The 26,792-nt window shown below is 69.6% G+C and carries 21 protein-coding genes and 2 pseudogenes; 6 read left to right on the plus strand and 17 right to left on the minus strand.

All coding sequences use genetic code 11. The features are described 5' to 3' along the window. Nucleotides 1–2: 2 nt before the first annotated feature. Complete coding sequence (locus tag ABE487_RS05650) at nt 3–1,328, plus strand: O-antigen ligase family protein (RefSeq protein WP_346452870.1); 1,326 nt, start codon at nt 3–5, stop codon at nt 1,326–1,328. Nucleotides 1,329–1,375: 47 nt separating this feature from the next. On the opposite strand, the gene lpxL is transcribed toward ABE487_RS05650, so the two are convergent. Then, the gene (gene lpxL, locus ABE487_RS05655) at nt 1,376–2,290 is read right to left on the minus strand and encodes an LpxL/LpxP family Kdo(2)-lipid IV(A) lauroyl/palmitoleoyl acyltransferase (RefSeq protein ID WP_346442641.1); all 915 of its coding nucleotides are present in this window, start codon (nt 2,288–2,290) and stop codon (nt 1,376–1,378) included. Between the two features lie 90 nt (nt 2,291–2,380). On the opposite strand from lpxL, the gene waaA reads away from it, so the two are divergent. Then, complete coding sequence (gene waaA, locus ABE487_RS05660; RefSeq protein ID WP_346442642.1) at nt 2,381–3,730, plus strand: lipid IV(A) 3-deoxy-D-manno-octulosonic acid transferase; 1,350 nt, start codon at nt 2,381–2,383, stop codon at nt 3,728–3,730. Between the two features lies 1 nt (nt 3,731). On the opposite strand, the gene ABE487_RS05665 is transcribed toward waaA, so the two are convergent. The 4 genes from ABE487_RS05665 to ABE487_RS05680 all read right to left on the minus strand — a co-directional run bounded on the left by ABE487_RS05665 (nt 3,732) and on the right by ABE487_RS05680 (nt 7,011). Then, a complete protein-coding gene (locus tag ABE487_RS05665; protein WP_346442644.1) occupies nt 3,732–4,052 on the minus strand; it encodes a hypothetical protein in 321 nt (106 codons plus the stop codon). A 99-nt stretch (nt 4,053–4,151) separates the two neighbouring features. Beyond that, nucleotides 4,152–5,510: a TolC family outer membrane protein gene (locus ABE487_RS05670; protein ID WP_346442646.1), complete on the minus strand. Its 1,359-nt coding sequence runs from the start codon at nt 5,508–5,510 to the stop codon at nt 4,152–4,154. Between the two features lie 19 nt (nt 5,511–5,529). Then, nucleotides 5,530–6,192, minus strand: a complete 663-nt coding sequence (locus tag ABE487_RS05675; protein WP_346442648.1) for a protein-L-isoaspartate O-methyltransferase — start codon at nt 6,190–6,192, stop codon at nt 5,530–5,532. 135 nt (nt 6,193–6,327) lie between these two features. Beyond that, the gene (locus ABE487_RS05680) at nt 6,328–7,011 is read right to left on the minus strand and encodes a TetR/AcrR family transcriptional regulator (RefSeq protein ID WP_346442650.1); all 684 of its coding nucleotides are present in this window, start codon (nt 7,009–7,011) and stop codon (nt 6,328–6,330) included. A 79-nt stretch (nt 7,012–7,090) separates the two neighbouring features. Here ABE487_RS05680 and ABE487_RS05685 point away from each other — a divergent pair, with 79 nt between their 5' ends. From ABE487_RS05685 to ABE487_RS05695, 3 genes and pseudogenes are all read left to right on the plus strand, one after another. Further along, nucleotides 7,091–8,230, plus strand: a complete 1,140-nt coding sequence (locus ABE487_RS05685; protein ID WP_346451736.1) for an efflux RND transporter periplasmic adaptor subunit — start codon at nt 7,091–7,093, stop codon at nt 8,228–8,230. A gap of 181 nt (nt 8,231–8,411) precedes the next feature. Then, nucleotides 8,412–11,579 carry an efflux RND transporter permease subunit gene (locus tag ABE487_RS05690; protein ID WP_346451738.1) on the plus strand — a complete coding sequence of 1,056 codons (3,168 nt, stop codon included), beginning with the start codon at nt 8,412–8,414 and terminating at the stop codon, nt 11,577–11,579. 203 nt (nt 11,580–11,782) lie between these two features. Continuing rightward, nucleotides 11,783–11,968, plus strand: a pseudogene (locus tag ABE487_RS05695) (tyrosine-type recombinase/integrase); the annotation flags it as partial. A gap of 96 nt (nt 11,969–12,064) precedes the next feature. Here ABE487_RS05695 and ABE487_RS05700 read toward each other — a convergent pair. Both ABE487_RS05700 and ABE487_RS05705 read right to left on the minus strand, forming a co-directional pair. Continuing rightward, nucleotides 12,065–12,454, minus strand: a complete 390-nt coding sequence (locus ABE487_RS05700) for a DUF6180 family protein (RefSeq protein WP_346451739.1) — start codon at nt 12,452–12,454, stop codon at nt 12,065–12,067. Next, nucleotides 12,451–12,855 (minus strand): annotated as a pseudogene (locus ABE487_RS05705) (OmpA family protein); the annotation flags it as partial. The gene ABE487_RS05700 and the pseudogene ABE487_RS05705, both read right to left, overlap by 4 nt. A gap of 271 nt (nt 12,856–13,126) precedes the next feature. On the opposite strand from ABE487_RS05705, the gene ABE487_RS05710 reads away from it, so the two are divergent. Beyond that, the gene (locus tag ABE487_RS05710; RefSeq protein ID WP_346447126.1) at nt 13,127–15,439 is read left to right on the plus strand and encodes a two-component regulator propeller domain-containing protein; all 2,313 of its coding nucleotides are present in this window, start codon (nt 13,127–13,129) and stop codon (nt 15,437–15,439) included. Nucleotides 15,440–15,445: 6 nt separating this feature from the next. On the opposite strand, the gene ABE487_RS05715 is transcribed toward ABE487_RS05710, so the two are convergent. From ABE487_RS05715 to leuD, 10 genes are all read right to left on the minus strand, one after another. Then, complete coding sequence (locus ABE487_RS05715; RefSeq protein WP_346451740.1) at nt 15,446–16,504, minus strand: ATP-binding protein; 1,059 nt, start codon at nt 16,502–16,504, stop codon at nt 15,446–15,448. Between the two features lie 180 nt (nt 16,505–16,684). Further along, nucleotides 16,685–18,751 carry a TonB-dependent receptor gene (locus ABE487_RS05720; RefSeq protein ID WP_346447122.1) on the minus strand — a complete coding sequence of 689 codons (2,067 nt, stop codon included), beginning with the start codon at nt 18,749–18,751 and terminating at the stop codon, nt 16,685–16,687. Nucleotides 18,752–18,989: 238 nt separating this feature from the next. Next, the gene (locus tag ABE487_RS05725) at nt 18,990–19,193 is read right to left on the minus strand and encodes a hypothetical protein (RefSeq protein ID WP_346451742.1); all 204 of its coding nucleotides are present in this window, start codon (nt 19,191–19,193) and stop codon (nt 18,990–18,992) included. Continuing rightward, nucleotides 19,177–19,491: a carboxymuconolactone decarboxylase family protein gene (locus ABE487_RS05730; protein ID WP_346442662.1), complete on the minus strand. Its 315-nt coding sequence runs from the start codon at nt 19,489–19,491 to the stop codon at nt 19,177–19,179. The genes ABE487_RS05725 and ABE487_RS05730 overlap by 17 nt, the downstream gene beginning before the upstream one ends. A gap of 17 nt (nt 19,492–19,508) precedes the next feature. After that, on the minus strand, nt 19,509–20,165 hold the full coding sequence (locus ABE487_RS05735) for an N-acetyltransferase (protein WP_346447120.1): 657 nt from the start codon (nt 20,163–20,165) through the stop codon (nt 19,509–19,511). 160 nt (nt 20,166–20,325) lie between these two features. Then, nucleotides 20,326–21,570: a hypothetical protein gene (locus ABE487_RS05740; RefSeq protein ID WP_346447118.1), complete on the minus strand. Its 1,245-nt coding sequence runs from the start codon at nt 21,568–21,570 to the stop codon at nt 20,326–20,328. Between the two features lie 281 nt (nt 21,571–21,851). Then, nucleotides 21,852–23,690 (minus strand): dihydroxy-acid dehydratase, encoded by a 1,839-nt coding sequence (gene ilvD / locus ABE487_RS05745; protein ID WP_346447116.1) that lies wholly within the window; start codon nt 23,688–23,690, stop codon nt 21,852–21,854. 49 nt (nt 23,691–23,739) lie between these two features. Next, nucleotides 23,740–25,098 (minus strand): NADP-specific glutamate dehydrogenase, encoded by a 1,359-nt coding sequence (gene gdhA, locus ABE487_RS05750; protein WP_346447114.1) that lies wholly within the window; start codon nt 25,096–25,098, stop codon nt 23,740–23,742. Further along, on the minus strand, nt 25,095–26,174 hold the full coding sequence (gene leuB / locus ABE487_RS05755; RefSeq protein ID WP_346447112.1) for a 3-isopropylmalate dehydrogenase: 1,080 nt from the start codon (nt 26,172–26,174) through the stop codon (nt 25,095–25,097). Before leuB ends, gdhA begins: the two co-directional genes overlap by 4 nt. Beyond that, complete coding sequence (leuD, locus tag ABE487_RS05760; RefSeq protein ID WP_346447108.1) at nt 26,164–26,745, minus strand: 3-isopropylmalate dehydratase small subunit; 582 nt, start codon at nt 26,743–26,745, stop codon at nt 26,164–26,166. The genes leuB and leuD overlap by 11 nt, the downstream gene beginning before the upstream one ends. Between the last annotated feature and the right edge of the window lie 47 nt (nt 26,746–26,792).

Raw genomic sequence — 26,792 nt, forward strand, 5'->3', positions numbered from 1 at the left:
CTGTGGGCACCACGCCTGCACCGCAGGCGGTGGGCTGGCGCTGGGCGCCGCACTGGGTGCTGGCGTTCGTGATCCTGTGGCCTGCGCCCGGCTACGCCGAAGGCGTGATGGTGCTCGGTGCCCTGGTGGCGATCGTACTGTTGCTGCGCGCGCGCTTCCGTGGCGGCAGCGCGCTGCTCAGCGCCCCGGCCTGGGCGCTGACCAGCGTGCTGTTCTGCGCGTACTGGCTGCCGCAGCTGATCTCGGCGATCGACTCGGTCGATGTCGGGCGCGCGTTGCGCGAAGCCCTGGTCGACCTGCGCTACCTGCCGTTCCTGTGGTTGGTCGCCTCGGCGGTCGCCGACCGGCGGGGGCGCCGCATCACCCTGGGCGGGCTGGCGATCATTCTCGCGGTGTGGACGATCGACGGCCTGGTCGAGGTGTTCTTCGGCACCAGCCCGCTGTTCTTCGGCATCGACCAGCTCAAGCACCTGATCAGTCACCGGCCGATGTGCACGCCCGAGCAGGTGGCGATGGCCGACCGCCTGGGCGGCGTGCTCGGGCCCTGCAACCTCAAGCTCGGCATCGTGCTGGCGAGCCTGGCGCCGTTCGCACTGTATGCCGCCGGGCGGCGCTTCGGCGCAGCGGGCTGGGTCGTGGCCAGTGCCGCGATCGGCGTGGTGCTGCTGTTCGCCGGATCGCGCGCGTCGTGGCTGACCTACGCGCTGGTGCTGCTGTTCTCGGGTTGGCGGTTGCTGGGCTGGAAGCGGCTGCTGGCGGTGTTCGTGGCGGGCGCCGCAGTATCGGTGGTCGTGGCACTGGTCTCGCCGCAGGTGCGCGAGCGCGTCGAACGTACCGCGATGGGGCTGTCGGCCGACCAGTCGGGCGTCGACACTGCGCTGTCGGGCCGGACCCGCATCTGGGGCGCAGCCTGGTGCATGGTGCGCGAACACCCGGTCAACGGCGTGGGCGCGCGCGGCTTTCGCGAGGCGTTTCCCGATTGCGACCCGCGGCCCGGGCAAGTGGCCGAGTGGGGCGATGGCCCGGCCTACCACGCCCATCAGATCGTGCTCGAAGTCGCCAGCGAGACCGGCCTGATCGGCGTGCTGCTGTGGCTGGCCGGCCTGGCGCTGGCCTGGCGCGCGTGGCGGTACGCGACGCCGGCTGCGCGCGAACGCGCGCGGCCGGCGATGCTGGCGTTGGCGGTGACGGTGTTCCCGCTCAACACCCACCTGGCGTTCTATTCGACCTTCTGGGGCGGCTTCACGCTGCTGCTGTCGGCGCTCTATGCCGGCAGCTTGCTGGCGCGCGAGGAGCCGGCGCCGCCGGGCGACAACGCGGTGCGCTGAAGCCGAGCCCCTTCACTCGGCTCGGCGCCCGGTGCCCGCGAATGGCGTCAGTACAGCTGCGCGCCATCCGGTTGTCGCTTGAAGCGGCGATGGATCCACAGGTACTGGTCGGGTGCGGCGCGGGCCATGGCCTCGATGCCGGCCATCACCGTGGCGGTGTCCGCGGTCGCGTCGGCGGTCGGATAGGGCGCCGGTGCTGGCGTCAGGGTCAGCGTGTAACCGCCATCGGGACGGCGCACGTGCTGGTAGAACACCACCGCCGCACCAGACATGCGCGCCAGTTGGTGGGTCGAGGTCAGGCTGTGCGCGGGCCGGCCGAAGAACGGCACGTAGACCGCGTCGCCGCCGCTGGGGTCCTGGTCGGGCGCGTACCAGAGCAGGCCGCCGCGCTTGAGGTGGCGCACGGTGCCGCGCACGTCGCGTTTGGGGAACATCGCCGCCGCATAACGCGCGCGGCCACGGCGCACCGCCCACTCCATCGCAGGCGACGTGTGCGGACGGTACATGCCGGCCAGCGGGACGTAGTCGCACATCAGCCGACCGCAGACCTCGAGCGTGGTGAAGTGGCCCGACACCACGATCACCCCGCGCCCCTGCGCGCGCGCGGCCTCGATGTGCTCGACACCCGCCACGACCAGCCCGCGGCGCAGCGGTTCGATCGAGCCCCACCACGCGCGCGCGAACTCGAACAGGCCAATGCCCAGGGCGTGGAAATGCGCGCGCAGCAGCGCCTTGCGCGCGGCGGCGTCGCGCTCAGGGAAGCACAGCGCGAGATTGCGGTCGGCGATCCTGCGGCGGCTCGCAAGCGCAAGCCGCAATGTCGTACCGATTGCACGGCCCAGCGCGCGCTGCAGTGGCCAGGGCAGGCGTGCGGCCAGCGCCATCAGCCCGATGCCGCACCACGCCGGCCAGTGGCGGGGGGCGAGCGGCGGACGGGGGAAGACGGGGGGCGCGGAAGACATACGGCCATTGTAGAAGCTGTGCGTCGCTGCGCCGTCTCTCGAATCCAGCCAACCGAATCCCGCACCACGCCCATCCGCTATCCTGTCGCGATGCGCGCCGACCTTACCGAACGACTGTTGCGCGGCCTCTATTCGGCGCTGCTGGTCGTGCTCGTGCCGGTGACGGTCTACCACCTGATCTGGCGGGGCTTTCGCCAGCCGGCCTACCTGCAGCGCTGGAATGAGCGCTATGGGGTCTACAGTGGCGCACCGTCGCCGACGCCGGTCTGGGTGCACGCGGTCTCGGTTGGCGAGGTCAATGCCGCAGCGCCGCTGATCAATGCCCTGCTCGAGCGCGATCCCGGGTGCCGGTTGCTGGTGACGACGATCACCCCGACCGGCTCGGAGCGGGTACGCGCGCTGTGGGGTGAGCGGGTCGAGCACGTGTACCTGCCCTACGACCTGTCGGGCGCGGTGCGGCGGTTCCTCGCCCGGTTCCAGCCCGGTATCGGCCTGATCGTGGAAACCGAGATCTGGCCCAACCTGCTGTTCTGCTGCCGCGATGCCGGCGTGCCGACGGTCATCGTCAACGCGCGGCTGTCGGCGCGCTCGTTGCGCGGCTATCGCGTGTTGCGGCCGCTGGTGGGGCGCGCACTGCGGACGGTGCGCCGGGTCGCGACGCAGTCGGCCGACGATGCCCGCCGCTTCGTCAAGCTCGGCGCGGCGCGCGAGCAGGTCGTCGACGTGGGCAACCTCAAGTACGACATCACGATCGACGAGGGCGCGGTCGCGGCGCTAGCAGCGACATTCCGCGCGAGCATCGGCGGGCGGAAGGCGTGGATCGCCGCGAGCACGCATCCCGACGAGGAGGCGGCGGTGGTTGCGATCCACCAGCGCCTGCGCGCGCGCTGGCCGGACCTGCTGCTGATCTGGGCACCGCGCCATCCCGAGCGTTTCCGCGGCGTCGCGCAGCTGGCGGTCGAAGCCGGATGGCGCGTGGCCACGCGTGCGTTCACGCGCTGGCCGGATGCGAGCGACGACGTGTTCGTGCTCGATACGCTGGGCGAGCTCGGCGCGTTCTTCGCGTGCGCCGATGTCGCGTTCGTCGGCGGCAGCCTGCAGGACATCGGTGGCCACAACCTGCTCGAGCCGGCCGCGGTCGGCGTGCCCGTGGTGACCGGCCCGCACCTGCAGAACTTCGTCGACATCGCCCGTCAGCTCGGCCGCGCTGGCGCGCTGCGCATCGGCGAGGACGCCGACGCGGTCCACGACCATCTGGCCACGCTGCTGGCCGATGCCGATGCGCGAACTGTGATGGGCGAGGCAGGTCGCGCCCTGGTCGCCAACGGCCGCGGTGCGCTCGCGCGGACGCTGGCGCTGATCGCAGACGATCTGCCGGCACCTGACACGACAACGGCGCGGATCGGTCGATCCGCACCGCACGTGCAGGAGCGCCAGTGAATCAGTTGGCCATGCAGACGGCGTAGACGGTCAGATTCTCGACCCGCGCTGGGTGCTGGGACAGCTGGATCCGCCAACCCTGGTTTCCCGATGCCGTTTGGACCGGCATCATCGAAGTGAAGATCGGCACGTTGAATTGGGCGTCCGTGAACTGGTAGCCCCCGCTGACCACCTGCTCGCCCGGCAGGCACTCGGCTTCCAACAACTGGTTCTGGTTGATGGTCTGGGTGGGCGAGGAGCGAACGGTGATCTGCGCGGCGAGCGCCCCGTTGGCCAGCAGCAGACCGACCGCGAGCCCGCTGCATACGAGCATCTGCTTCATCTCATGTTCCTATCAGTGAAGGAACCGAGACCATAGCCGCGGCGTGGCCCCGCATCTGTGACGCGGGGCACGGGTTGAGACGACGCGGCAATACACCAATCAGTTCGTACGCTGGCCGTCGCCGGTGCCAGTCGAGGCTTGCACGCCGTTGACGTCGACCGTCAGCTGACGGTTGACTTCCTGCAGGTTGCCGATGTCCAGCGTGCCCGCGGCCTGCTCGAGCAGCAGCCGGCTCTGCAGGAAGTTGTACTTGGCGAATGCATACTGCTGGCGCGCCGAGAACAGGTTCTGCTGGTTGATCAGCACGTCGATGACGGTGCGCGTGCCGACTTCCAGGCCGACCTGCGAGGCCTCGTAGGCGGCGTTGGCCGAGACCAGCGCCAGCCGGCGCGCCTCGACTTCGGTGATGCCGGCGACGAGGTTCTGGTAGGCGCTGCGGGTATTGCGCTCGATCGCACGGCGCTGGGCCTCGTACTGGTCGGCCGCGATGTCGCGCTGGGCGATCGATTGGCGCACGCGCGACTGGGTCGCGCCACCACTGAAGATCGGCACGGTCAGTGACACGCCGATGCTGTTGGTCTCGCCGCGCTGTGCGAGCGCGCCGGGGTTATCCCGGCCCCAGCTGTCGCTGTTACCGTAGCTGGCGCTGAGATCGAGCGTCGGCAGGTGCCCGGCTTTCGCCGCGGCGACGCCATGCTCGTTGGCGGTGACCTGGTACTGCAGCGCCTTGAGCTGCGGGTTCTGCTCCAGCGCGGTGGCGACCCAGGCCTCGGCGTCGCGGCCCTCGGGCAACTGCGGGGTGAAGTCGTCGGGCAGGCCGCGCAGGTCGGTGACCGGCTGACCGGTGATCTCGGCCAGCGCCTGGTAGGCGTCCTGCAGCGCGTTGCGGCGCAGGATCGTGTTCGCACGGGCGCCGTCGTATTGGGCGCGCGCTTCGTGCACGTCGGTGATCGGCGCCAGGCCGACTTCCAGGCGCTTGTCGGCGAAGTCGAACTGGCGCTTGAAGGCCTGCTCGGCCGCTTCGGCAGCAGCCAGCGTCTCGGTTGCGATCAGCACGTCGAAGTAGGCCGAGGCGGTGCGGGTGATCAGCGAATCGTTGTCGGCGTCGAGCTGGAAGTCCGCCGCAGTGCTCAGCGCGCGCTGCGAGCGCAGCGAGGCGATCCGACTCCAGTCGAACAGCACTTGGCCGGCGCTGACACCGTAGCTGCGCGTGCGCGCCTTGCCCGACAATCCCGCGACGCGGCTGTCGCTCAGCGACGCGCTGCCGTTGATCTGCGGCAGCAGACCCGCGCGCGCCTGCACCGCGCCTTCGCGGGTCGACAGCCGCTGCGACTCTGCGATCGACAGCGTCGGGTCGTTGGTGCGGGCCAGTTCGTAGGTCTGGACGAGATCGGCGGCGAACAGCGGGCCGGATGTCAGCGCGAGCGCGAGCGACAGGAACAGGGGGCGGCGGAACATCGGGGAGTCCTTCGGTCGATCAGAGGGAGAAGTGCGGCACCGGGGCAGCCCCGGCGAGATAGGCGAGCCCGGTCTCGAACAACGACTCGATGCGCGGCGCGTTGACGTCCTCGCCCTCGCGCCAGACCAGCACCGCTTCCATCGCGGGCGCCTGGCCGCGGACGATGAACATGCGGCCGCCGGGGCGCAGCCACTGCACGAAGCGGGCGGGCACGGTGTCGACGGCGCCGCCGACGCAGATCGCATCGAAGCGGCGCTCGGTGTTCCAGGCGAAGACGTCGGCGTGGACGACTTCGACATTGGCGATGCCCTGCGCCTGCAGCCGGCCGCGCGCGGCGTCGGCGAGGTCGGCGTGGCGCTCGAGGCTGACGACGTCGCGGGCCAAGTAGCCCAGGCACGCGGCCAGGTAACCGCTGCCGGTGCCGATCTGCAGCACCTCATCGCCCTGTTCGAGCTTGAGCGCCTGCAGCGTGCGGCCCTCGACGACAGGCTTGAGCATGGTCTCACCGTGGCCGATCGGCAGTTCCAGGTCGGCATAGGCCAGGGCCCGGCGCGCATCGGCGACGAACGCCTCGCGCGGCACGCGCGAAATCGTCTCGAGCACGCGTGCATCGAGCACGTCCCAGGGCCGGACCTGTTGTTCCACCATCGCCGCACGGGCCTTGGCGTAGTCGATCGTCATCGTTGCGGTTTCCTTGTTCGCCAGCGCGCAATTCTAGCGGTCGCGGGCAGGGTGATCATCGCGGGGCGCTCGGCGGGGACGCAGTGCCGGAAGTCACCGGCCCTGTCGGCACGCCGGCCCCAGGGGGAGACACAGTCAGCGGCCGCGGCGAGCGCGGCCGTAGGCGCGCAGGAACATGTCGACCGAGGCCTCGAGATGGGCCCGACGTAGGCGCGCGCAATCGCTGACGTCCTCGCAGTCGAACACCATGCGCTGGTGCAGGTCGCCCTTGACCAGCACGAAGAACTGCGCGGCCGCGGTGGGCACCAGGGCCTCCTCGATCTCCAGATCGCCGGTTTCGATGCGCCGGCGCAGCAGTGAGGCGAATGCCGACTGCACGCGGTCGGGACCGCTTTGCCAGAACCGTTGGGCCAGGCGCTTTTCGACCATCTGCGGCGTGCACAGCAGCCGATGGCCGGCCACCGCCTCGGGCGCGCTGATCATCGCGAAGAAGGCCTCGGCGACCTCCAGCAGCCGCTGGCGCAGCGGCGTGCCGGGCGCGGGCTCGAAGACCGAGGCGGGCATCTGCTGCTCGCAGTACGCGGCCGCGGCCTCGGTGAACAGGGTGTCCTTGTCGCCGAAATGGCTGTAGACGGTGAGCTTGGAGACGCCTGCCTCGGCGGCGATCTGGTCCATGCTCACGCCTTCATAGCCTTGCTGCAGGAACATGCGCTCGGCCGCTTCGAGAATGGCGGCGCGTTTGGCCAGGTCCTTCGGTCGGCCAGGGCCGGCCGGGCCCCGGGCGTCGGGCTGGGAGGCGGGGACGGAAGAGGCGCGCATGCTCATGCGCTAATACTATACCAATCAGTTCTGAAAATATACGATACGGCTCTCTCGCCCGCGTTCAGCCGGAGCCTCCATGTCCTGCGTCAAGTCCACCGCCGTGCTTCGTCGCGCGACCGTGCTCCTCGCCGCCTTGCTGCTGGGCGCCTGCGGACGCGAGCCCGCGCCGCCCGAGGCTGCGCGTCCGGTGCTGGTCGTCACCCCGTCCGACGCCACGGAGGGCGATGCGCTCGCTTTTGCCGGCGAGATCCGCGCGCGGGAGGAGAGCCCGCTGTCGTTCCAGGTCGGGGGCCGGCTGGTGCGGCGTCTGGTGGATGCCGGTGCGCAGGTGACACGCGGGCAGGTGTTGGCCGAAATCGACCCGGGCGACCTGCAACTGCAGGCGCAGTCGGCGCAGGCGCAATTGGCCGCCGCCGAGGCCGAGTACGCCCGGGCGCGGACCGACCGTGCGCGCTATGCCCAGCTCGTGGACCAGCAACTGGTCAGCCGCTCGACGATGGATGCGCAGGACGCGGCCTACCGGGCGGCGCAGGCGCAGCTGCGTTCGGCGCGCGCCCAAGCCGAGGTCGCCGGCAACCAGGCCGGCTACACCCAGCTGCTGGCACCGCGCGACGGCGTCGTCGCCAGCCGGCAGGCCGAGGTCGGGCAGGTCGTGGCCGCTGGCCAGACCATCTTCACCTTCGCCGGCGACGAGGGCCGGGAAGTGGCGATCGCGTTGCCCGAGTCGCGCATCGCCGCGTTCTCGGTGGGGCAGCGCGCCTGGATCGAACTGTGGAACCGGCCCGGCGTGCGCCTGCCCGGTACGCTGCGCGAGATCGCGCCGGCTGCCGATGCGCAGGCGCGGACCTACGCGGCCCGAGTCGCGGTCGACGACAGTGCCCGCGATGGCCTGGAGCTGGGCCAGAGCGCGCGTGTGCATTTCAAGCTCGACGACGGCGACACGCTGCGCGTGCCGCTGACCGCGATCCAGCCCGGTGCCGACGGCGGCAAGGCGGTCTGGGTGGTCGATCCGCAGACCCGCACGCTGCGCTCGGTGCAGGTGGAAGCCGGGGCCTTCGGTGCGCAGACCGTGCCGATCCTCTCGGGGCTGGCGCCCGATGCGCTGGTGGTCGCCGCCGGCGGTCACCTGCTGCGCGAAGGCCAGGCGGTCACGCCGGTCGGCCGCGACAACCGGCCCCAGCTCCCCGACGCGCCGAAGCCGGCGGCGGCCCGATGAGTGGGGATGCCATCGTAAGCCGGATCCGCGCGGCACACGCTCCCCTCCCCCGCGTGCGGGGGAGGAGGGGTGGGGGCGGTGGCCGTCCTGTCATGACGCACGTGCGCATGGATTACTTAGGGTGCATTCCATCGCGCGCAGGCGCGTCAATGTCGGGCATAGGTAAACAGGGCGCGCAGCCATGAGCCGCTTCAACCTGTCGGAATGGGCGCTGGGCAATCGCACCCTCGTGCTCTACGCGATGCTCGTCGTCGCGATCGCGGGCATCTGGTCCTACGGTCGGCTGGGGCAATCGGAGGACCCGCCGTTCACGTTCAAGGCGATGGTGATCCAGACCCAGTGGCCGGGGGCGACCGCCGAGCAGGTGTCGCGGCAGGTGACCGAGCGCATCGAGCGCAAGCTCATGGAGACCGGCGACTACGAGTTCCTGCGCTCGTACTCGCGGCCCGGCGAGTCGCAGGTGATCTTCTTTGCGCGCGACTCGATGCGCTCGAGCGAGATCCCGGCGTTGTGGTACCAGGTGCGCAAGAAGGTCGGCGACCTCAGGCCACAGTTGCCGCAGGACATCGTGGGCCCGTTCTTCAATGATGAGTTCGGCGACACGTTCGGCAACATCTATGCGTTGACCGGCGACGGCTTCGACTACGCCATCAAGAAGGACTACGCCGACCGCATCCAGCGTGCGCTGCAGCAGGTCGGCGATGTCGGCAAGGTCGAGCTGGTCGGGCTCCAGGACGAGAAGATCTGGATCGAGGTCGACAACACCCGGCTGGCGACGCTCGGTATTCCGATGGCGGCGGTGCAACAGGCGCTGTCTGAGCAGAACGCGATGGTGCCGGCGGGCTTCTTCGAGACCGCCGATGCGCGCGTGCAACTCCGCGTGGACGGCGCATTCGAGTCGGTCGATGCGATCCGCGCCTTCCCGATCCGCGCCGGCGACCGCACGGTGCGCCTGGGCGACATCGCGACCGTCGAGCGCGGCTTCGCCGATCCGGCCGCGCCGCGGATGCGCTTCATGGGCGAGGACGCGATCGGCATCGCGGTGGCGATGCACGACGGCGGCGACATCCTCCGGCTCGGCAAGGCGCTGGAGGCCGAGTTCGCCCGGCTGCAGGAGACGCTGCCGGCCGGCATGGTGCTGCGCAAGGTGTCCGACCAACCGCGCGCGGTACGCGATTCGGTCGGCGAGTTCGTCAAGGTGCTGGCCGAGGCGGTGATCATCGTGCTGCTGGTGAGCTTCCTGTCGCTGGGCCTGCGCACCGGGCTGGTGGTCGCGGTGTCGATCCCGCTGGTGCTGGCGATGACGTTCACCGCGATGGACCTGTTCGGCATCGGCCTGCACAAGATCTCGCTCGGCGCGCTGGTGCTGGCGCTGGGCTTGATGGTGGACGACGCGATCATCGCCGTGGAGATGATGGCCATCCGCATGGAACAGGGCGACAGCCGGCTCAAGGCCGCCAGCTACGCGTGGACGCACACCGCGTTCCCGATGTTGACCGGCACGCTGGTGACCGCGGCCGGCTTTCTGCCGATCGCGACTGCGGCGTCGAGCACCGGCGAGTACACCCGCTCGCTGTTCGAGGTGGTGACGATCGCGCTGGTGGTGTCGTGGATCGCGGCGGTACTGTTCATCCCGCTGCTCGGCGAGAAGATGCTGCCCGACCTCGCCAACCCGCAGCCGCCGCGGCCCGGCTCGTTGCCGGCGCGGTGGCGCGACGCACGCAGCCGCGCCGCCGACCGTTGGCCTGCATTCGCTTTCGCACTGGCGCCGGCCGAGCCGCAGGCGCATGACCATGATCCCTACCAGCGCCCGTTCTACCGGCGGTTCCGCAGCTGGCTGCACTGGTCGCTGACGCATCGCTGGCTGGTCATCGGTGCGACGGTGGCGCTGTTCGTCGCCTCGTTGCTGCTGTTCCGTTTCGTGCCGCAGCAGTTCTTCCCCGACTCGACCCGGCTGGAACTGATGGTTGATGTCGAGCTCGCCGAAGGCAGCTCGCTGCGCGCCACCGAGGCCGCGGCCGCCCGAATCGACGCGCTGCTCGACGGGCGCGAGGGTGTCGATAGCCGTGTGGCCTATGTCGGGACCGGCTCGCCGCGGTTCTATCTGCCGTTGGATCAGCAGCTGCCGCAGGCCAACTTCGCGCAGTTCGTCGTCACCGCGACCGATGTCGAAGCGCGCGAGCGCCTGCGCAGCTGGCTGATCGACGAAGTCGCACCGACCCTCCCCGAGCTGCAGCTGCGCGTCACCCGTCTCGAGACCGGGCCGCCGGTCGGCTATCCAGTGCAGTTGCGCGTGTCCGGCGAACACGTCGAGCGCGTGCGTGCGATCGCGGACGCCATCGCGACCAAGGTGCGCGAGCACCCGCACACGATGAACGTCAATCTCGACTGGGACGAGCCCAGCCGGATCGTGCGCCTGGTCGTCGATCAGGAGCGTGCACGCGTGCTGGGCGTGAGTTCGCAGCAGATCGCCCAGTTCCTGTCGAGTTCGCTGTCGGGTCAGCAGATCAGCACCTACCGCGAAGACAACGAGCTGATCGGCATCGTGATGCGCGGGCCCGCCGACGAGCGCGTCGCACTCGAGCAACTGGCCAGCCTGGCCATGCCCAGCGCCAACGGCCCGGTGCCGCTGTCGCAGGTCGCGCGGCTGGAGTCCACGTTCGAGGACGGCATCATCTGGCACCGGGATCGATTGCCGACGATCACCGTGCGCGCCGATGTGCGCGGCGACGTCACGCCGCCCACTGTCGTTGCCCAGATCCTGCCCACGCTCGAAGAGATCCGCAGCAACTTGCCGCCGGGGTACCGCCTGGAAACGGGCGGCACGGTCGAAGACTCGGGCAAGGGCCAGGATTCGATCAAGGCCGGCCTGCCGCTGTTCCTGTTCGTGGTCGTGACGCTGCTGATGCTGCAGCTGCGCAGCTTCTCGCGCAGCGCGCTCGTGCTACTGACCGCGCCGCTGGGGCTGATCGGCGTCACCCTGTTCCTGCTGGTCTTCCGGGTGCCGTTCGGCTTCGTGGCGATGCTTGGCACCATCGCGCTGGCGGGCATGATCATGCGCAACTCGATCATCCTGGTCGATCAGATCGAACAGGACATCGCCGCCGGCCACGCGCGCTGGGACGCGGTGATCGACGCGACCGTGCGCCGCTTCCGGCCCATCGTACTGACTGCGCTTGCCGCGATCCTCGCGATGATCCCGCTCTCGCGCAGCGTGTTCTTCGGCCCGATGGCGGTCGCGATCATGGGCGGGCTCACCGTGGCCACGCTGCTGACGCTGACCTTCCTGCCGGCGCTGTATGCGGCGTGGTTCCGCGTGCGCGAGGATGAGCGGCCACGCGCGGGATGAGCGCAGGACGTATATGACGGTATCGGGCGGGCCTGTTTCGTCCCAAAGGTTGCGAGCGCTGCACTCGAAAAAACGGCATGACGTGTTGCAACGTTGCGCGTGACGCCCGTCATATGCATCGAGCCGCTCCGCGAAGCGCGGCATCGACTTGAACAAATTCTGAGGCCTTAGCGTATCCATCCCAAAGTCTGTCCGAGATAGCAGCCACCTGCCACACGCTGCGCCGTTCGTTCGCCACGCATCTGCTGGAGGCCGGCCACGACACTCGCACGGCGCAGAAACTGCTCGGACACATGGGTGTCGCGACGACGCAGATCACACGCATGTGCGCGGACGGAAGCATCGGTCGCACGAGTTCTCTCGACCGATGGTCCGGCGCCTTGGATTGATGTCGGCCGCGCAGTGCCTGGTAAGGGACTCAGGTGGCCGTCGCCCCGGTGTCGTGCGGCGGTGGCAGGGCGCCCACGTGCCGATGCAGTGCGCAGTCAGCGCGCGCCGGCGGCCTTGCGCACTTCGGCGGCGACGCGGGCTTTGATGGCGTCGGGGCCGCGGCTGTCCGGCCCGCTGTAATCCAGCGCTTGCACCACAAAGGCGGTGTGGTCGCCGGCGCTGATGCAGTACGAGACCAGTGCGCGGCCGCCGTCTGCCGGGCCCGACACGTGCGTGGCGAGCGTGCTTTGGTCGCTCTGTGTGCGGGTGGTGTAGCCGACTGCGGCGGCGCCGCGGGCGAGTGCCGCCAGGCAGGCCTTGATACTCAACTGTGTTGCCGGATAGCGGTCGACGTCGTAGCCGAGGCTGAAGTCGTCTGCTGCGGCCGATGCCACCGGCGCCGATACCGCGAGGGCGAGCAGCGTGGCCAGGGACATCTGCTTCATGCGCGACTCCTTGTGTGGACGGAAGAAGCGGGCAGGTCAGGCGCGGACGAACACTCGACCCGGCGATTGCGCTGACGGCTGGCGGGATTGTCGCGACCATCGATGCTGTTGGGCGCAACGGGCTGCGATTCGCCGAGGCCGTGCGCGCTGGCCCGGTGGGCAACGCCACGGGCCTGCAACGCTTCGAGCACGGCACGGGCGCGGCGTTCGGATAGTGGCTGGTTGTAGGTCGGCGTGCTCTTGCTGTCGGTGTGGCCGCGGATGTCCAGTTCGGCGCTGGCGACGCCGCGCAGCGCCTGGGCAAAGACATCGAGCGTGTGCGCCGCGTCGGGCCGGATGTCGGACTTTTCGAAGTCGAACAGCACGCCTTCGTCGAGCGTCTCTCCCACCGCGCCAGGCGGCCGTCCGGATGCTAGGCAATCGATTGTGAGCCATGCGTTTCGAATGCGCAGGTGCGCCATGCGGTACCCTCTGCGCGCCGAACGGGCGGTCGGATGCGCCTGCGGTTTCTTTCGGGGGAACTCACGCTTGCCTGCCGCGCCCGTTCACGCGACGCGTTCGCCGCTGTCCGCCGCGCGCCGATCCGGCGGGCGCGGTCTCGCGTGCCGTCTCCGCGGCGCGCTGCGCCGATGCGCATGGCTGCTCACGGCCTGCGCACTGGCCGGACCCACCATGGCCGCCGCACCCGGCGATGGCCGGCTCGATCCCCAGTACCGCAACACCCTGCGCCACTACGGGGACGAGGAGGGGCTGCCGCAGGCCAGCGTGAACGCGATGCTGCAGACCCGCGACGGGTTCCTGTGGTTGGGCACCTTCGGCGGGCTGGTGCGTTTCGACGGCCGCGAGTTCCGTCTCTACGGCGCCGATGCGCACGATCGTGATGCGCCAGGCGATGACGGGCTGCCGAGCAACCGTGTCCTCGCGCTGCACGAGGATGCCTACGGCCGGCTCTGGATCGGGACGCAAGATGCGGGGATCAGCCTGCTCGAGCATGGCCGCTTCCGCCAGTTGCCGGTGTGCGGGGCACGCTGCCAGGTCAATGCCCTGTATCCCGATGGCGACGGCGCGGTGTGGGCGCTGAGCACCCAGGGCGTATTCCGGATTGATGCCGTGACGCTGCAGGCCAGCGTCCAGGTGGATGTCTACAACGCGTTCGACTGGGCCGCGCCGATGGGTGACGGCGTGCTCTATGCCGGTGGCAGGAATGGATTGTGGCGGCTGACGACGACCGACAGTGTCCGTGTGCCGTTGCCCGACGGACGCGCGGCCGTTAACCGAATGGCATCGACGCCGGATCTGCTGTGGCTCCTGCTCAGCGACCGCGCGCTGTACCGCTTTCGACCCTCGACCGGCGCGTGGACCCTGATCCGGCGCGACCTGCCGCCTGAGGCCCAACTGGTGCCGTCGAACGACGGCCGCGTGCACGTCTCCGACGAGGCGTCGGGGCTACGTCTGCTCGCGGCCGATGGGCGCGAGGTGCCGGTGCAAGGCGCCGAATTGCTGCATGCGCGGATCCTGCATCTCGACGATGCGGGCAATACCTGGATCGGCACCACCGGCCAGGGCCTGTGGCGGATGCGGCCTGCGCGCGTGGCGATGCTGCACGCCCCCGGCCTCGGCGGGCGCGCCCCGGGCCGGGTGGTGGAGGACGACGGCCATGGCGGCCTGTGGCTGGGTTTCGGCTGCGCGGGGCTGTGGCATCGACGCGCGGATGGTGGAGCGCGCCGGGTGGTGGTCGAGGGCGTGCTCGACGATGCCTGCATCTCCAGCCTGTTCCGCGACCCCACGACCGACGCCCTGTGGATTGGCACCTCGAACGCGGGTCTCGGGCGGTTCCGCGACGGACGCCTGGAACGCGTTTGGCATTGGCCGGGCGAGGCGATGCTGGGCATCTGGCGTTCGCACGACGGCGACTGGTGGGCGGCGACGCTGCGCGACGTCTACCGGCTGCAGGTGGATGCCGACGGTGTAGTGCGCGGCGCTCAGCCGGTCGCCGCGTTCTCCGGCATGAGCATCGTCAGGATGGTCGACGCTCGCGCCGGTGGCGTCTGGTTCGTCGGCGATCGCGGTGCGTTCCGCCTGGTGGGCGACACCGTGGTGGAGCAGTGGACCGTGGAGGACGGTGTGCCGGCGTTCGCGCGCGCGCTCCACGAGGACGACGACGGGCTGTGGATTGGCACCTACGGCGGCGGTCTGGTCCATGTCCGCGATGGCGAGCTACGACGCTACACCACGGCCGACGGCCTGTTCGACGAAACCGTCTCGTGCATCCTGTCCGACCCCGACGGTCGGTTGTGGCTGGCAGGAAACCGCGGCCTGTCGGTGCTGCGGGCGCACCCTGTCGACGCTTCCGGTCCCCGCCTGACCACCATCGGCACCGCCGACGGACTCGATCCGGTGGAGTTCAACGGCGGTACGGTCTCGGCCTGCCGGACCGGTGCCGACGGCAGGCATCTGTTCGCGATGATCCGCGGATTCGCGCTGGTCGAACCGTCCCGCTTCGAGTCGGCCGCTCGCCACCCGCCGACGCCTTATATCGACCGCGTGACGCTCGCCGGCCGCGCGCTTGATCCGTTCGACCTGCCGGCGCTGGGTGTGGACGCCGCGAATCTGGAAATCGTGGTCGGTGTCATCGGCCTGGCCGATCCCGAGCGCACTCGTGTGCGCTACCGCGTCGGCGATGGGGCAGAGTGGGTGGAGGCAGGCTCGGGGCGCAGCCTGCTGTTGCCCGATGTGCCCTGGGGCGAGCTGCGGTTCGAGGCGCAGGCGCGCTACCTCGATGGCGGCTGGTCGGAGTCGGTGGTGCTGCGCTTCCTGCGTCCGATCCCGTGGTACCGCCGCGACTGGATCTGGCTGGCCGCGAGCCTGGCGGGCCTGTTGTGCCTGCTGTGGGCCACGCGCGAGCGACGCAGGGACGATGGCGATTACGATGCGCTGGTGACGCGCGCCCGCGAACGGCTCCGGGAGGGCCGCTCGATCGACTGACGTCTGCTACGCCGCGGCGACGGTGGTGCCGGACGACGCGGGTTGCCTCGGCAACTGCAGCACGAATCGGGCGCCGGCTCCCGGAGCGCTGTCGCAGTCGATCGTGCCGCCGGCTTCAGTGACGACCCTGTGCACCATCGCCAGGCCGATGCCCGAGCCGCGCTCGCGCGGCTTGGTCGTGAAGAACGGCTCGAAGATCCGCGCTCGCGTCTGCGCCGACATGCCGTGGCCGGTGTCTTCCAGCCGCAAGCGCACCGCCTCGCCCTCGATCTCGGTCGCCAGCGTCAGCCGTCCGCCGCCCGGCATCGCATCGACCGCGTTCTTGGCCAGGTTGAGCACCGCCGCCTCGAACTCCGCCCGGTCCATGCGGATCCAGGCCGCGTCGCCGCACAGCGTCGCTCGCGTTTCCGCGCCGGGGCCGGCGATCGAATGCAGCATCGGCTGCAGGTCGTCGAGCACCTCGTTGGCGTCGAAGGTTTCGCGTAGCGCCGCATCGTTGCGGGCGAGCGTCAACAGCTTCGACGTCAGTCCACGGCCGCGTCGCGTTGCCGCCTCGATGCGCTGCAGGCAATGCCGCGTCTCGTCGTCGATCCCGCGATGGCCCAGCCCGCGCTGCGCGAAGCCCAGCACCACGCCCAGCAGGTTGTTGAAGTCGTGCGCGACGTTGCTCGCCAGCTTGCCGAGCGCGTCGATGCGCTGGGACTGCAACAGCTGCGCCTGCGAATCTTCCTTGTCGCGGATCTCAAGCTCAAGGTGACGACAGATCAGCGTCAGCTCTCGGTTGCGTCGGGCCGCGATGTCGGACTTGAGGATCAGCCGGTCGAGAATCAGCGCGACGATCGCATTGGCCAGCACCGGCTGCAGCAGGTGCGAGACGATCTCGCGCCATTCGTCGGCGTTCGCCGCCTGACGCTGCAGGTCGGCCCAGGCGCCGAGCAGCAGGATCGCCAGGTACGCCGCCGCCGTCGCCCACAGCCCGCGCCGGCCGAGCAGCAGGCCGGCGAACAGCAGCGGCAGGATGCTGAGCATCACGCTGCCCGACTGCGCCGCCAGCCCGTAGCGCACGTGGCTCAGCCCGAGTAGGACCAGGCCGCCGGCGATGAGAACGGCGGCGACCGCACGTTAGACAGGATGGCGGCGGAGCGGCATGCCGGCATTATGCGGGCCATCGCGGCGACGACGCTTGTGCGCCGCACGCCGGGCGCGCCCGGTCCGGAGGAGGTGGATGCGCGGGCGGCGCCCGCCTCAGAAATCCAGCCGGTAGCCGACCGTCACCGTGCGGCCGCGACCGGCGAAGTAGCGCGACGGCTCGACCAGCGCACTTTGCGAGTAGTAGCTGATGTATTGCCGGTCGAGCAGGTTGGCGATGCCCAGGCTCACGTTGCCACGTGCCAGTCCGATATCCAGCCCGGCGTCGAGCAGTGCGTAGCCGTCGAAGGTCTTGGCGGGGTCGTCGAAGCTGCGGTCGAAGGCGACCTGGCCCTGCACGAACGACGACAGCGTCGGCGTCCACTGCGCCGACCAGGTGCCGATCAAGCGGTTGGGGGCGACGTTCAGGCCGTCGAGTCGCGCATTGAGCCGTCCGTCTGCGTCGCTGTCGTAGCGGGCGCGAGTCCAGGCGTAGGACAGACCGACGCGATGGGCCTCGTTGATGCGGTAACGCACGCTCGCGTCCAGGCCTTCGATCGCGGTCTTCTCGCGCGACAGCTGGAAGGCGCCATCGACCGCGATCACGCGCGCGCCGAAATCCGAGCGCGACTGGAACGCGCTCACGTCCACATCCCAGGCCCGGGTCCGCAACCGCGCGCCGACTTCGGCATTGCGGGTGAGGATGGGTTCGAGCGAGCGCAGGTCGGCGACCGAGGTGTCGGGCGTGTCGATCGCGCGCAGTACGCGGCCGACATCGGGCATGCCGAAGCCTTCGGAGTAGCTGGTGTAGACGTTGAAGGTGTCCGATGGCGCATACACCAGCCCCGCATTGCGCAGCGACTGCTGGAACGACAACTCGCCGCCCTCCACCTCGACCCGGTTGAAGCGGTACAGCGTGCGGTAGCTGTCGATCCGCAGCTTGGCGTCCTCGTGTCGCCAGCCGCCCTGCAGCGTGAGCTTGGGCAGCAGCCGGTAATCGGCCTGCACGAACGCAGCGAGGCTGCGGAACTTTGACTCCGGCACATAGGTGCGGCCGGTCGCGTAGAGGTCCTGCTCGCCGGTGTCCCACAGTGCATCGATGCCGCTGGTCAGCTTCAGGCGGCCATCGAGCAGGTCGTCGCGCCCCAGGCTGGTCTTGGCGCCCCACTTGGAGGCCAGAGAGCGGGATTGGTCGTAGAGCGTGCCGATCGGCGCGATGTCCGGATCCTGGAAGCTCGACGAGCGGTCGGCGCCGAACAATCCCTCGAACTCCTGGTTGAACACCATCGCCTGCAGCGTCATGCCGGCGAGATCGTGATGGGTGTAGCTCAGCCCGGTCGTCCAGACATCATTCCAGGCCGGTGTGCCGGGCGGCGTGCCGCGAACCGAGGTCGTGGGTCGCCGGCTGGCGCGGTCGCCTGGCACCGTGAGGTAGTCGCCGTCGGCGCGGATGCGATAGCGGTTGAGGCTGAACTGCAGTTCCTGGTTCGCATCGATCCAGTAACCGAGCTTGGCATGGACGTCGTAGGCCTTCGATGCCATCAAGTCACCCTGGGTGACATCGGTGCCGATGGCGGTCCCGTTGCCGTCCAACCACAGCCCCTGGTCCTCGTAACCGGCGCCCAGCAGGTAACTCCACTGGCCCTGCATCCCGCTGATCCGGTAGTCGGCACGGACGCCGATCGTCTCGTCGTCGGCTCTATGCGTCGCCGCGGTGGTCTGCACCGCCAGGTGCTGTTGCGCCTTGCCCGGCTCGGGTCGCCGGGTGATCAGATTGATCGTGCCGCCGGTCGCGCCCAGGCCATTCATCGCGCTGGCGCCCTGGATCACTTCGATGCGCTCGACCATCGCGTAGTCGATGGTGTGCGCCTCGCGTCCGGTCGGTCGCAGCGGATTGGACTGCGGGATGCCATCGACGAGGATCAGCGGCGTGCGGCCGCGCAGTGTCTCGCCGCTGCCGGTCAGCTTGCCGCGGCTGGGGGTGTAGGCGGGCAGCAGATTGGACAGCACGTCCGATGAGTTGCTGCTCAGCCGCAACTGCTGGTCGATCTGTTCGCGATCAATGATCACCACCGTCTGCGGCGCGGTCTCGGCGAGCTGGCCGGTGCGCGACGCGGTCACGACGACCTTGTCGAGGTTGCGCGCGGTGGGATCCTGGGCATGCGCAGCGGCGCAGACGGACAACGAAACAGCGACGAACAACCGGCAACGCCTGCGCACCATGACTTCCTCGATCGGGACGAGGGCGTGGCGGTCTGGCTGGCCCGAAGCGCGGAATTCTTGCGTGCAGGTGGATACCTGTCAACGTAAGCAGCAATGAGGGGCGTGCGACATCGACTTGCATCTGCCACCGCGTGCCTAGACGGATCTGTCGGCAACTGCGCGTCCGTACACGGAATGGGCTTCGGCCGTTGCAGCGGCGCTAGGACGAATGGCCTTGTGGTGTCTGCGTTACGGCGTCGACGTGATCGTCCGGCCGTACCTCGATCTGCCGCAGGATGTTGGGCGGCGGTGGGCGACAGCCGCATGCCGCCGCATGGGCCCGATGCCAGGCGATACGCTGCTCGGCCGTCGCATGCTCGGGCATGCGGTGCTGCGCATGCCAAGCCTTATTGGTCTTGCCCATCAAAGGCCTCCAGCGCGGCGGGAACGGCGCCGATGACGACCGCGCCCGCAGCCGGCAGGCCGATCAGCACCGCGCTCAGCACCTCCTGCCGCGAGGCGCCGTGCGACTTGGCCGACTGGACGTGGAACGCCAAGCCCGAGGTGTTGCCGGTGGCAGCCAGTACTGCGAGATAGGCCAGGTCCGCGGTCTTGGCATCCAGCGCGCTGGCGGCGCCCAATCCATCGGCCGCCTGGCGCCAGGCCCTGGCGTGCTCCGGGGCTTGCTGCATGAACATGGCGAATGCGGGCGATACGTGCATCGTCGGTCCTTCGGGGTTCAGTGGGTGGGATCGAGCGCTACTGCTGCGGGCGTGGCCTGGCGCGGTGCTTCGGGCTGCGTCCATCGCATCGCGTACTCGTCCTGGCCTGTTGCCGCATCGACAGTGTGTCCAATGATCGAGAAGCCTTGCGATTTGTAAAACGCGATGCTGGGTGCATTCGACGCATACACAGACAACTCGAGGCCCGATCTGCGTTGCTGGGCATGTCGCAACAACGCTGTGCCGATGCCATTGCCCTGTCGCTCCGGTGCGACGAACAGCGCCGCCAGCCGATCCTCGACCAAAGCGCAGAAGCCGACGACGGTCGACGCGTGCTCGAACACGTGGACCTCGGCGGCGGGCAGATACTGCGTGCGCATGGCCTCGAGTTGGTCCTGCCAGAAGTCCGCTGGCACGAAGTCGTGGGCGCGGATGGACGCTCGCAGCCAGATGTCGAGAGCGGCCTCCATGTCGGCGGGTGCGAATGTCCTGATCATCGCGTGCGTTGTGCGTCGTGCGTCGTGCAAAGGGCTTCGGTCGCAGCGCAAGAGCGTGGTCTGCGTCGCCGCGAAGCGCGTCGGCCGGATGTGCGACCCCGCTGGCATTCTCGGCGCGCCCTCACGGCGGGTCAATGCGTCGTCGGCGTCGGGCGCGCTGATGCTTGCGCGCGGCATGCTGCGAGGCACGGGCAGTCTATCTCGATCCCCAGCCGCGTGGTCGCGTCACAGCTGGCGGCGGCACTGCCGAACGACGTCGCGGCCGCCGCCAAGCGTGGGCAGGCATGCCGGATTCGGCTGCCCGCGCGCCCAGCGACGGCCGCGATGCGACGATGCCTTAGTAGTAGCGCAGGAAGTCCGGCGCCGACTGCGGGTGCACCGGCACCGGTGCCACGATGTCTGGCGATGTGGATGTCGGCAGCGACGGGCCATGCGAGGAGAGCAATGGGGCCGGCGTGCCCGGCACCGGCGTCGACGGTGCGGTCGTGTACGGCGTGACCAGCGGTGTGCTCGGCGGCGTCGGCATCGGGGTCGGTGCCGGCGCTGCGAACGGCGAGGGCACCGGGGTCGGCGCCGGCGACACGAAGGGCGAGGGCAGCGGCGAGGCGAGTGGCGTCGTGCTCGGGCTGCCCGGCGGCGTGGTGGAGGTGGGCGTCGGCACCGGTTGGGCGTTCGGCGCGCCCTGCGATGGCGCAGGCGTGTTGCCCGCAGCCGGTGTGCGGAACGGCGCCGCCAACGGCGTCAGATTGGGCAAGACGCCATTGGCGATGCCGTTCATGGCATTGGCGGGACTGGAGAACAGGTTCGGGTCGAGCATGGTGTTGGTGATGTTGACCCCGCCTGCGAAGGCCTGGGCAGCCGGGTGCGGGATCAGGCTGGCGGCCGCGCCGCCGAGATTGAGCATGGGACGCAGATAGTCGTCGCGGATCACGTCCCAGTTGTCGCGGTTGGTGCCGTCGGCCTTCACGTGCTTGTCGTTGGTGCTGTCGAGCGTGCCGTTGGCGCGCTCCAGGTGGCCGAGGCCGTACTTGTTGACGTCCTGCAGCATGCCGGCCTCGGTGCCGTGGCGCGCATGGCCGTCCTTGGTGAACCCTTCGATCTTGCCGTTGCCCATCACCTCCTCGGAGCGGGCGGTGCCGTCGGCCTGGCCGAGACTCTTGATATGGGTCAGGATCGCCGCGGCCCGGAAAGCCTGGTCGGGATCGTTGTGCATGTCGCCGCCGACCAGCTCGTTGAGGTTGTCGCGCACCTTGCTCTGGTTGCCCAGGTTCGCCAGCACGGGGTTGTCTTCGCGGATCTCCGCCGCGCTGCGCGTGTCGCCCGGCGGACGCGCGGTCGATTCGTTCGGCGGCACCATGGTGTACATCGTCATGGTGCGGTCGGAGGTAACCGGGTTGCGCAACTGGGTGTAGTCGATCTGTCCCGGCTGCATGCCGCCATAGGCCTGCGGCTGGGCGTAGAGCGCCAACTCGGGCGGCATGCCGGCAGTCTGCGTGCCAAGCGGGAACTGCACCGCCTGGGCATACGGATTGGCCAGGCCGGCCGGAAGGGCGTTTGCGGAAGGATAGGCCTGTGCGTACATGTCGGGTCCTCAAAGTCGGGGAGGGTCGACGCATGACGGCGTCTTGGGGCCGACTCTAGGTCGCGTCCTGCGCGCTGCCTATCGGGGCACGCCCTGACTTGTCCACGGGACAATCGGCATGTTTTCATGGAGCACTTTTTTGGCGCTTTGTAGGCCTCGCGTGCCGGGATCGCGGGGGCGGTCCGGGCCTGCAGCGCGCGGCGCACATCCTGCGGGCGACCCGCCTTCTGTCCATGCCGACGGGGCGCAACGCCGGGCGGATCCGGCCTCGGCCAGTGTGCTCAGTCGCCCAGCAAGGCCCGATCGCGCACCGCCCCCTTGTCGGCGCTGGTTGCCAGCAGCGCGTACGCCTTGAGCGCCGTGCTCACGCGGCGCGCACGCGGCGTCGCCGGCCGCCAGCCACGTGCGGCCTGCGCATCGCGGCGCGCCGCAAGCTCGCTGTCGTCGACCAGCAACGCGATCGAGCGCGATGGAATGTCGATGCGGATGCGGTCGCCGTCGCGCACCAGGGCGATCGTGCCACCGGCGGCGGCTTCGGGCGAGACGTGGCCGATCGACAGGCCGGAGGTGCCGCCTGAGAATCGGCCGTCGGTCAGCAGCGCGCAACGCTTGCCCAGGCCCTTGGATTTCAGGTAGCTGGTCGGATACAGCATCTCCTGCATGCCGGGGCCGCCCTTGGGGCCCTCGTAGCGGATCACCACGACCTCGCCGGGCTGCACTTCGTCGCCGAGGATGCCGGCGACTGCGGCGTCCTGGCTTTCGTACACGCGCGCCGGGCCTTCGAAGACGTGGATCGCCGCGTCGACACCGGCGGTCTTGACCACGCAGCCGTCGGCGGCGAGGTTGCCGGCGAGCACGGCCAGGCCGCCTTCCTGCGAGTACGCGTGCGCGAGGTCGCGGATGCAGCCCTGGGCCCGGTCGAGGTCGAGCGTGGGCCAGCGCGTCGCTTGGCTGAAAGCGGTCTGCGTGGGAATGCCGGCAGGGCCGGCGCGGAAGAACGTGTGCACCTTCTCGTCCTGCACGGTGGCGACATCCCAGGCCGCGAGCGCATCGCCGAGCGTCCTGGCGTGCACGGTGGCGACCTCGGTGTGCAGCAGGCCGCCACGTGCGAGTTCGGCCAGGATCGCCGGCACGCCGCCCGCGCGATGGACATCCTCGACGTGGTAGTCGGGCGCGTTGGGCGCGACCTTGCACAGCTGTGGCACGCGACGCGAGAGCCGATCGATGTCAGCCATCGTGAAGTCGACTTCGGCCTCCTGGGCGGCGGCCAACAGGTGCAGGATGGTGTTGGTCGAGCCGCCCATCGCGATGTCGAGCGTCATCGCGTTCTCGAACGCCTCGAACGTGGCGATGCCGCGCGGCAGCGCGGTCGGGTCCTCGCCGCCGTACCAGCGGTGGCACAACTCGACCGCGGTGCGTGCGGCCTGCAGGAACAGTTGCTTGCGGTCGGCGTGGGTGGCCAGCAGGGTGCCGTTGCCCGGCAGCGACAGGCCCAGTGCCTCAGTCAGACAGTTCATGGAGTTGGCGGTGAACATGCCCGAGCACGAGCCGCAGGTCGGGCAGGCGCTGCGTTCGACCGCGGCGACCTGCTCGTCGCTTGCGGCCGGGTCGGCGGCCATCACCATCGCATCGACCAGGTCGAGCTTGTGGTCGGCGAGCCTGGTCTTGCCTGCTTCCATCGGCCCGCCCGAAACGAACACCACCGGGATGTCCAGCCGCAATGCGGCCATCAACATGCCCGGAGTGATCTTGTCGCAGTTGGAGATGCACACCAGCGCATCGGCGCAGTGCGCGTTGACCATGTACTCGACCGCGTCGGCGATCAGCTCGCGGCTCGGCAGCGAATAGAGCATGCCGTCGTGGCCCATCGCGATGCCGTCGTCGACCGCGATGGTGTTGAACTCTTTGGCGACGCCGCCCACGCGTTCGATCTCGCGCGCGACCAACTGGCCCATGTCCTTGAGATGCACGTGGCCGGGCACGAACTGGGTGAACGAGTTGGCGATCGCGATGATCGGCTTGTGGAAGTCGCCGTCGGTCATGCCGGTCGCGCGCCACAGCGCGCGGGCGCCGGCCATGTTGCGGCCGGAGGTGGAGGTGCGGGAGCGATAGTCGGGCATGGGCGTGGCTGCTGTCGGGGGATACCGGCGGTGGCGGCGGAGAGGGCGGTCAGGTGACGCCCTGGGCGAGCATCGCATCGGCGACCTTGATGAAACCGGCGATGTTGGCCCCGGCGACGTAGTCGACGCGGCCGTCGGCGCGCTTGCCGTGGCGGACGCAGTGGGCGTGGATGTCCTTCATGATCGCGTGCAGGCGCTCGTCGACCTCGGCGTGGTGCCAGGCCAGACGCAGTGCGTTCTGGCTCATCTCCAGGCCCGAGGTCGCGACGCCGCCGGCGTTGCTGGCCTTGCCCGGTGCGTACAGCGTGCCGGTGGCCTGGAAGGCATCCACCGCTTCGAGCGTGCACGGCATGTTCGCGCCTTCGGCGACGCAGATCACGCCGTTGTCGATCAGCCTGCGCGCATCGGCCTCGTCGAGTTCGTTCTGGGTGGCGCAAGGCAAGGCGATCTGCGCCGGGATGTGCCAGGGACGCCGGCCTTCGAGGTAGTCGAAACGCGGGTCGTCGGCCAGTTCGGCCAATCGGCCGCGACGCTGGTTCTTCAGTGCCATGAGCGCTTCGACCGCCTCGCTATCGAAGCCGGCTTTCGCGTACAGCGTGCCGCCCGAGTCGGAGAAGGTCAGCACGCGGCCGCCCAGTTCGATGGCCTTGAGCGCGGCGTATTGGGCGACATTGCCGGCGCCCGAGACCAGCACGCGCGCGCCGTCGGTGTCGCGGCGTGCGTGGTGCAGCATCTGTTCGACGAAGTACACCGTGCCGTAGCCGGTGGCCTCCGGGCGCATCAGGCTGCCGCCGTAGGCCAGGCCCTTGCCGGTGAACACGCAACCGGCGTGGTTGGCGAGTTTCTTGAGATAGCCGGCCATGAAGCCGATCTCGCGCGCGCCCACGCCGATGTCGCCGGCCGGCACATCGGTATCCGGGCCCAGGTGGCGATGGAGCTCGGCGATCAGCGCCTGGCAGAAGCGCATCACCTCACCGTCGCTGCGCCCCTTGGGATCGAAGTCCGAGCCGCCCTTGCCACCGCCCATCGGCAATGTCGTGAGCGCGTTCTTGAAGGTCTGCTCGAACGCCAGGAACTTCAGGATCGACAGGTTCACCGACGGATGGAAGCGCATGCCGCCCTTGAACGGGCCGATCGCCGCGCTGTGCTGCACGCGCCAGGCGCGGTTGACCTGCACGCGGCCGCGGTCGTCGACCCACGGCACCCGGAACTGCACCACACGCTCGGGTTCGACCAGACGCTCGAGCAGCGCCTGGTCGCGGTAGTGCGGGTGGCGGTCCAGGAACGGCCACAGGCTGACCATGACCTCGCGCACCGCCTGCAGAAACTCGGGCTGGTGCGGATCGCGCGCGGCGACCGTCCGCAGGAACGCGTCGAGCCCGGCGGGTGCGGCCTCACCGCCGCTCATGCAGCCTGTTCGCTGGCCAAGGCCAGCTGCTGCACGATCGCGTCGGTCGCCTCGCGGGTCGAGCGGGCCGCGTCGTGTGGGGCGAGGTCGGCGGTGAACACGCCGGCATCGAGCACCGCGTCCACCGCTTGCTCGATGCAGGCCGCTTCCTGCGACAGGCCCAGCGAGTAGCGCAACAGCAGTGCGGCACTGAGGATCGTGCCGACCGGGTTGGCGATGCCGCGGCCGGCGATGTCCGGCGCCGAGCCGTGGATCGGCTCGTACATGCCCACGCACCCCTCGCCCAGCGACGCCGACGGCAGCAGGCCGAGCGAGCCGGCGAGCATCGAGGCCTCGTCGGTCAGGATGTCGCCGAACATGTTCTCGGTCACGATCACATCGTACGCGCGCGGCTTGGCCAGTAGATGCATCGCCATCGAATCGACCAACTGGTGCTCGAGGGTGATGTCGGGGAACTCGTCGCGCACCACGCGCGTGGCGACTTCGCGCCACAGCCGCGAGGTCTCGAGCACGTTGGCTTTGTCGACCGAGGTTACGTGTCCGCGGCGCCCGCGGGCGAGCAGGCAGGCGCGACGCACGACGCGCTCGACCTCTTCCACCGAGTACCGGCACAGGTCGGTGGCGTCCTGCGCGCTGCGGGTCTTGTCGCCGAAGTAGATGCCGCCGGTGAGCTCGCGCACCACCAGCAGGTCCACGCCGGCCAGCAGATGCGACTTGATCGGCGAGGCGCCGGCGGCCGCGGCATGCGGGCGCACCGGGCGCAGGTTCGCGTACAGGCCCAGCGCTTTTCGGATTGCCAGCAGGCCCTGTTCCGGGCGCACCGGCGCATTGGGCGCCGACCACTTGGGCCCGCCGACCGCGCCCAGCAGCACCGCATCGGCATCGCGCGCGGCGGCCAGCGTGGCCTCGGGCAACGGCTGGCCGGTGGCGTCGATCGCGGCGCCGCCGATCAGATGCTCGTGCAGCGTGAAGCGGTGGCCGAAACGCTGCGCGACCGCCTCCAGCACCTCGACCGCGGCGGCGGTCACTTCCGGGCCGATGCCGTCGCCCGGCAGTACGACGATGTCAGCGTGCATGGTGGCGCTCCTCGTAGGATCGGATCTCGGCGCTGCGCGCCAGCAGGTAGCCCATCTCGTCGACACCCTCGAGCAGACAGGTGCGCGCGAACGCGTCGAGCGGGAAACGATGGACGGCGCCAGCCGGTGTCCGCAGCTCGCAGGCGTCGATGTCGACGGTCAGCACGTCGTCGGGTCGCGACATCAGGTCCTGGACGACCGTCTCGGGCAGCACGACCGCCAGCAGGCCGTTCTTGAGCGCGTTGTTGCGGAAGATGTCGGCGATCTCGCTGCTCACGACCACGCGCAAGCCCAGGTCGCGCAGCGCCCACGGCGCATGTTCGCGCGAGGAGCCGCAGCCGAAGTTGCGCCCGGCCAGCAGGATCTCGCGGCCGGCGTTGTGCGGCTGGTTGAACGCGAAATCGGGATTGGGCGTGCCGTCCTCGCGCCAGCGCCAGTCGTTGAAGGCGTGCCGTCCCAGCCCCTGGCGCTCTGTCGTCGACAGGAAGCGCGCGGGAATGATCTGGTCGGTGTCGATGTTGGTCTGGGCCAGCACGACGCTGGCCGAGACAATCCGGGAACTGGCGGGCATCGGTGTTTCTTCAGGCAAGGGGGCGGAAGGGGACCGGGGCGCGTGCA

This window comes from Luteimonas sp. TWI596, assembly GCF_039674105.1.
Taxonomy (GTDB): Bacteria; Pseudomonadota; Gammaproteobacteria; order Xanthomonadales; family Xanthomonadaceae; genus Luteimonas.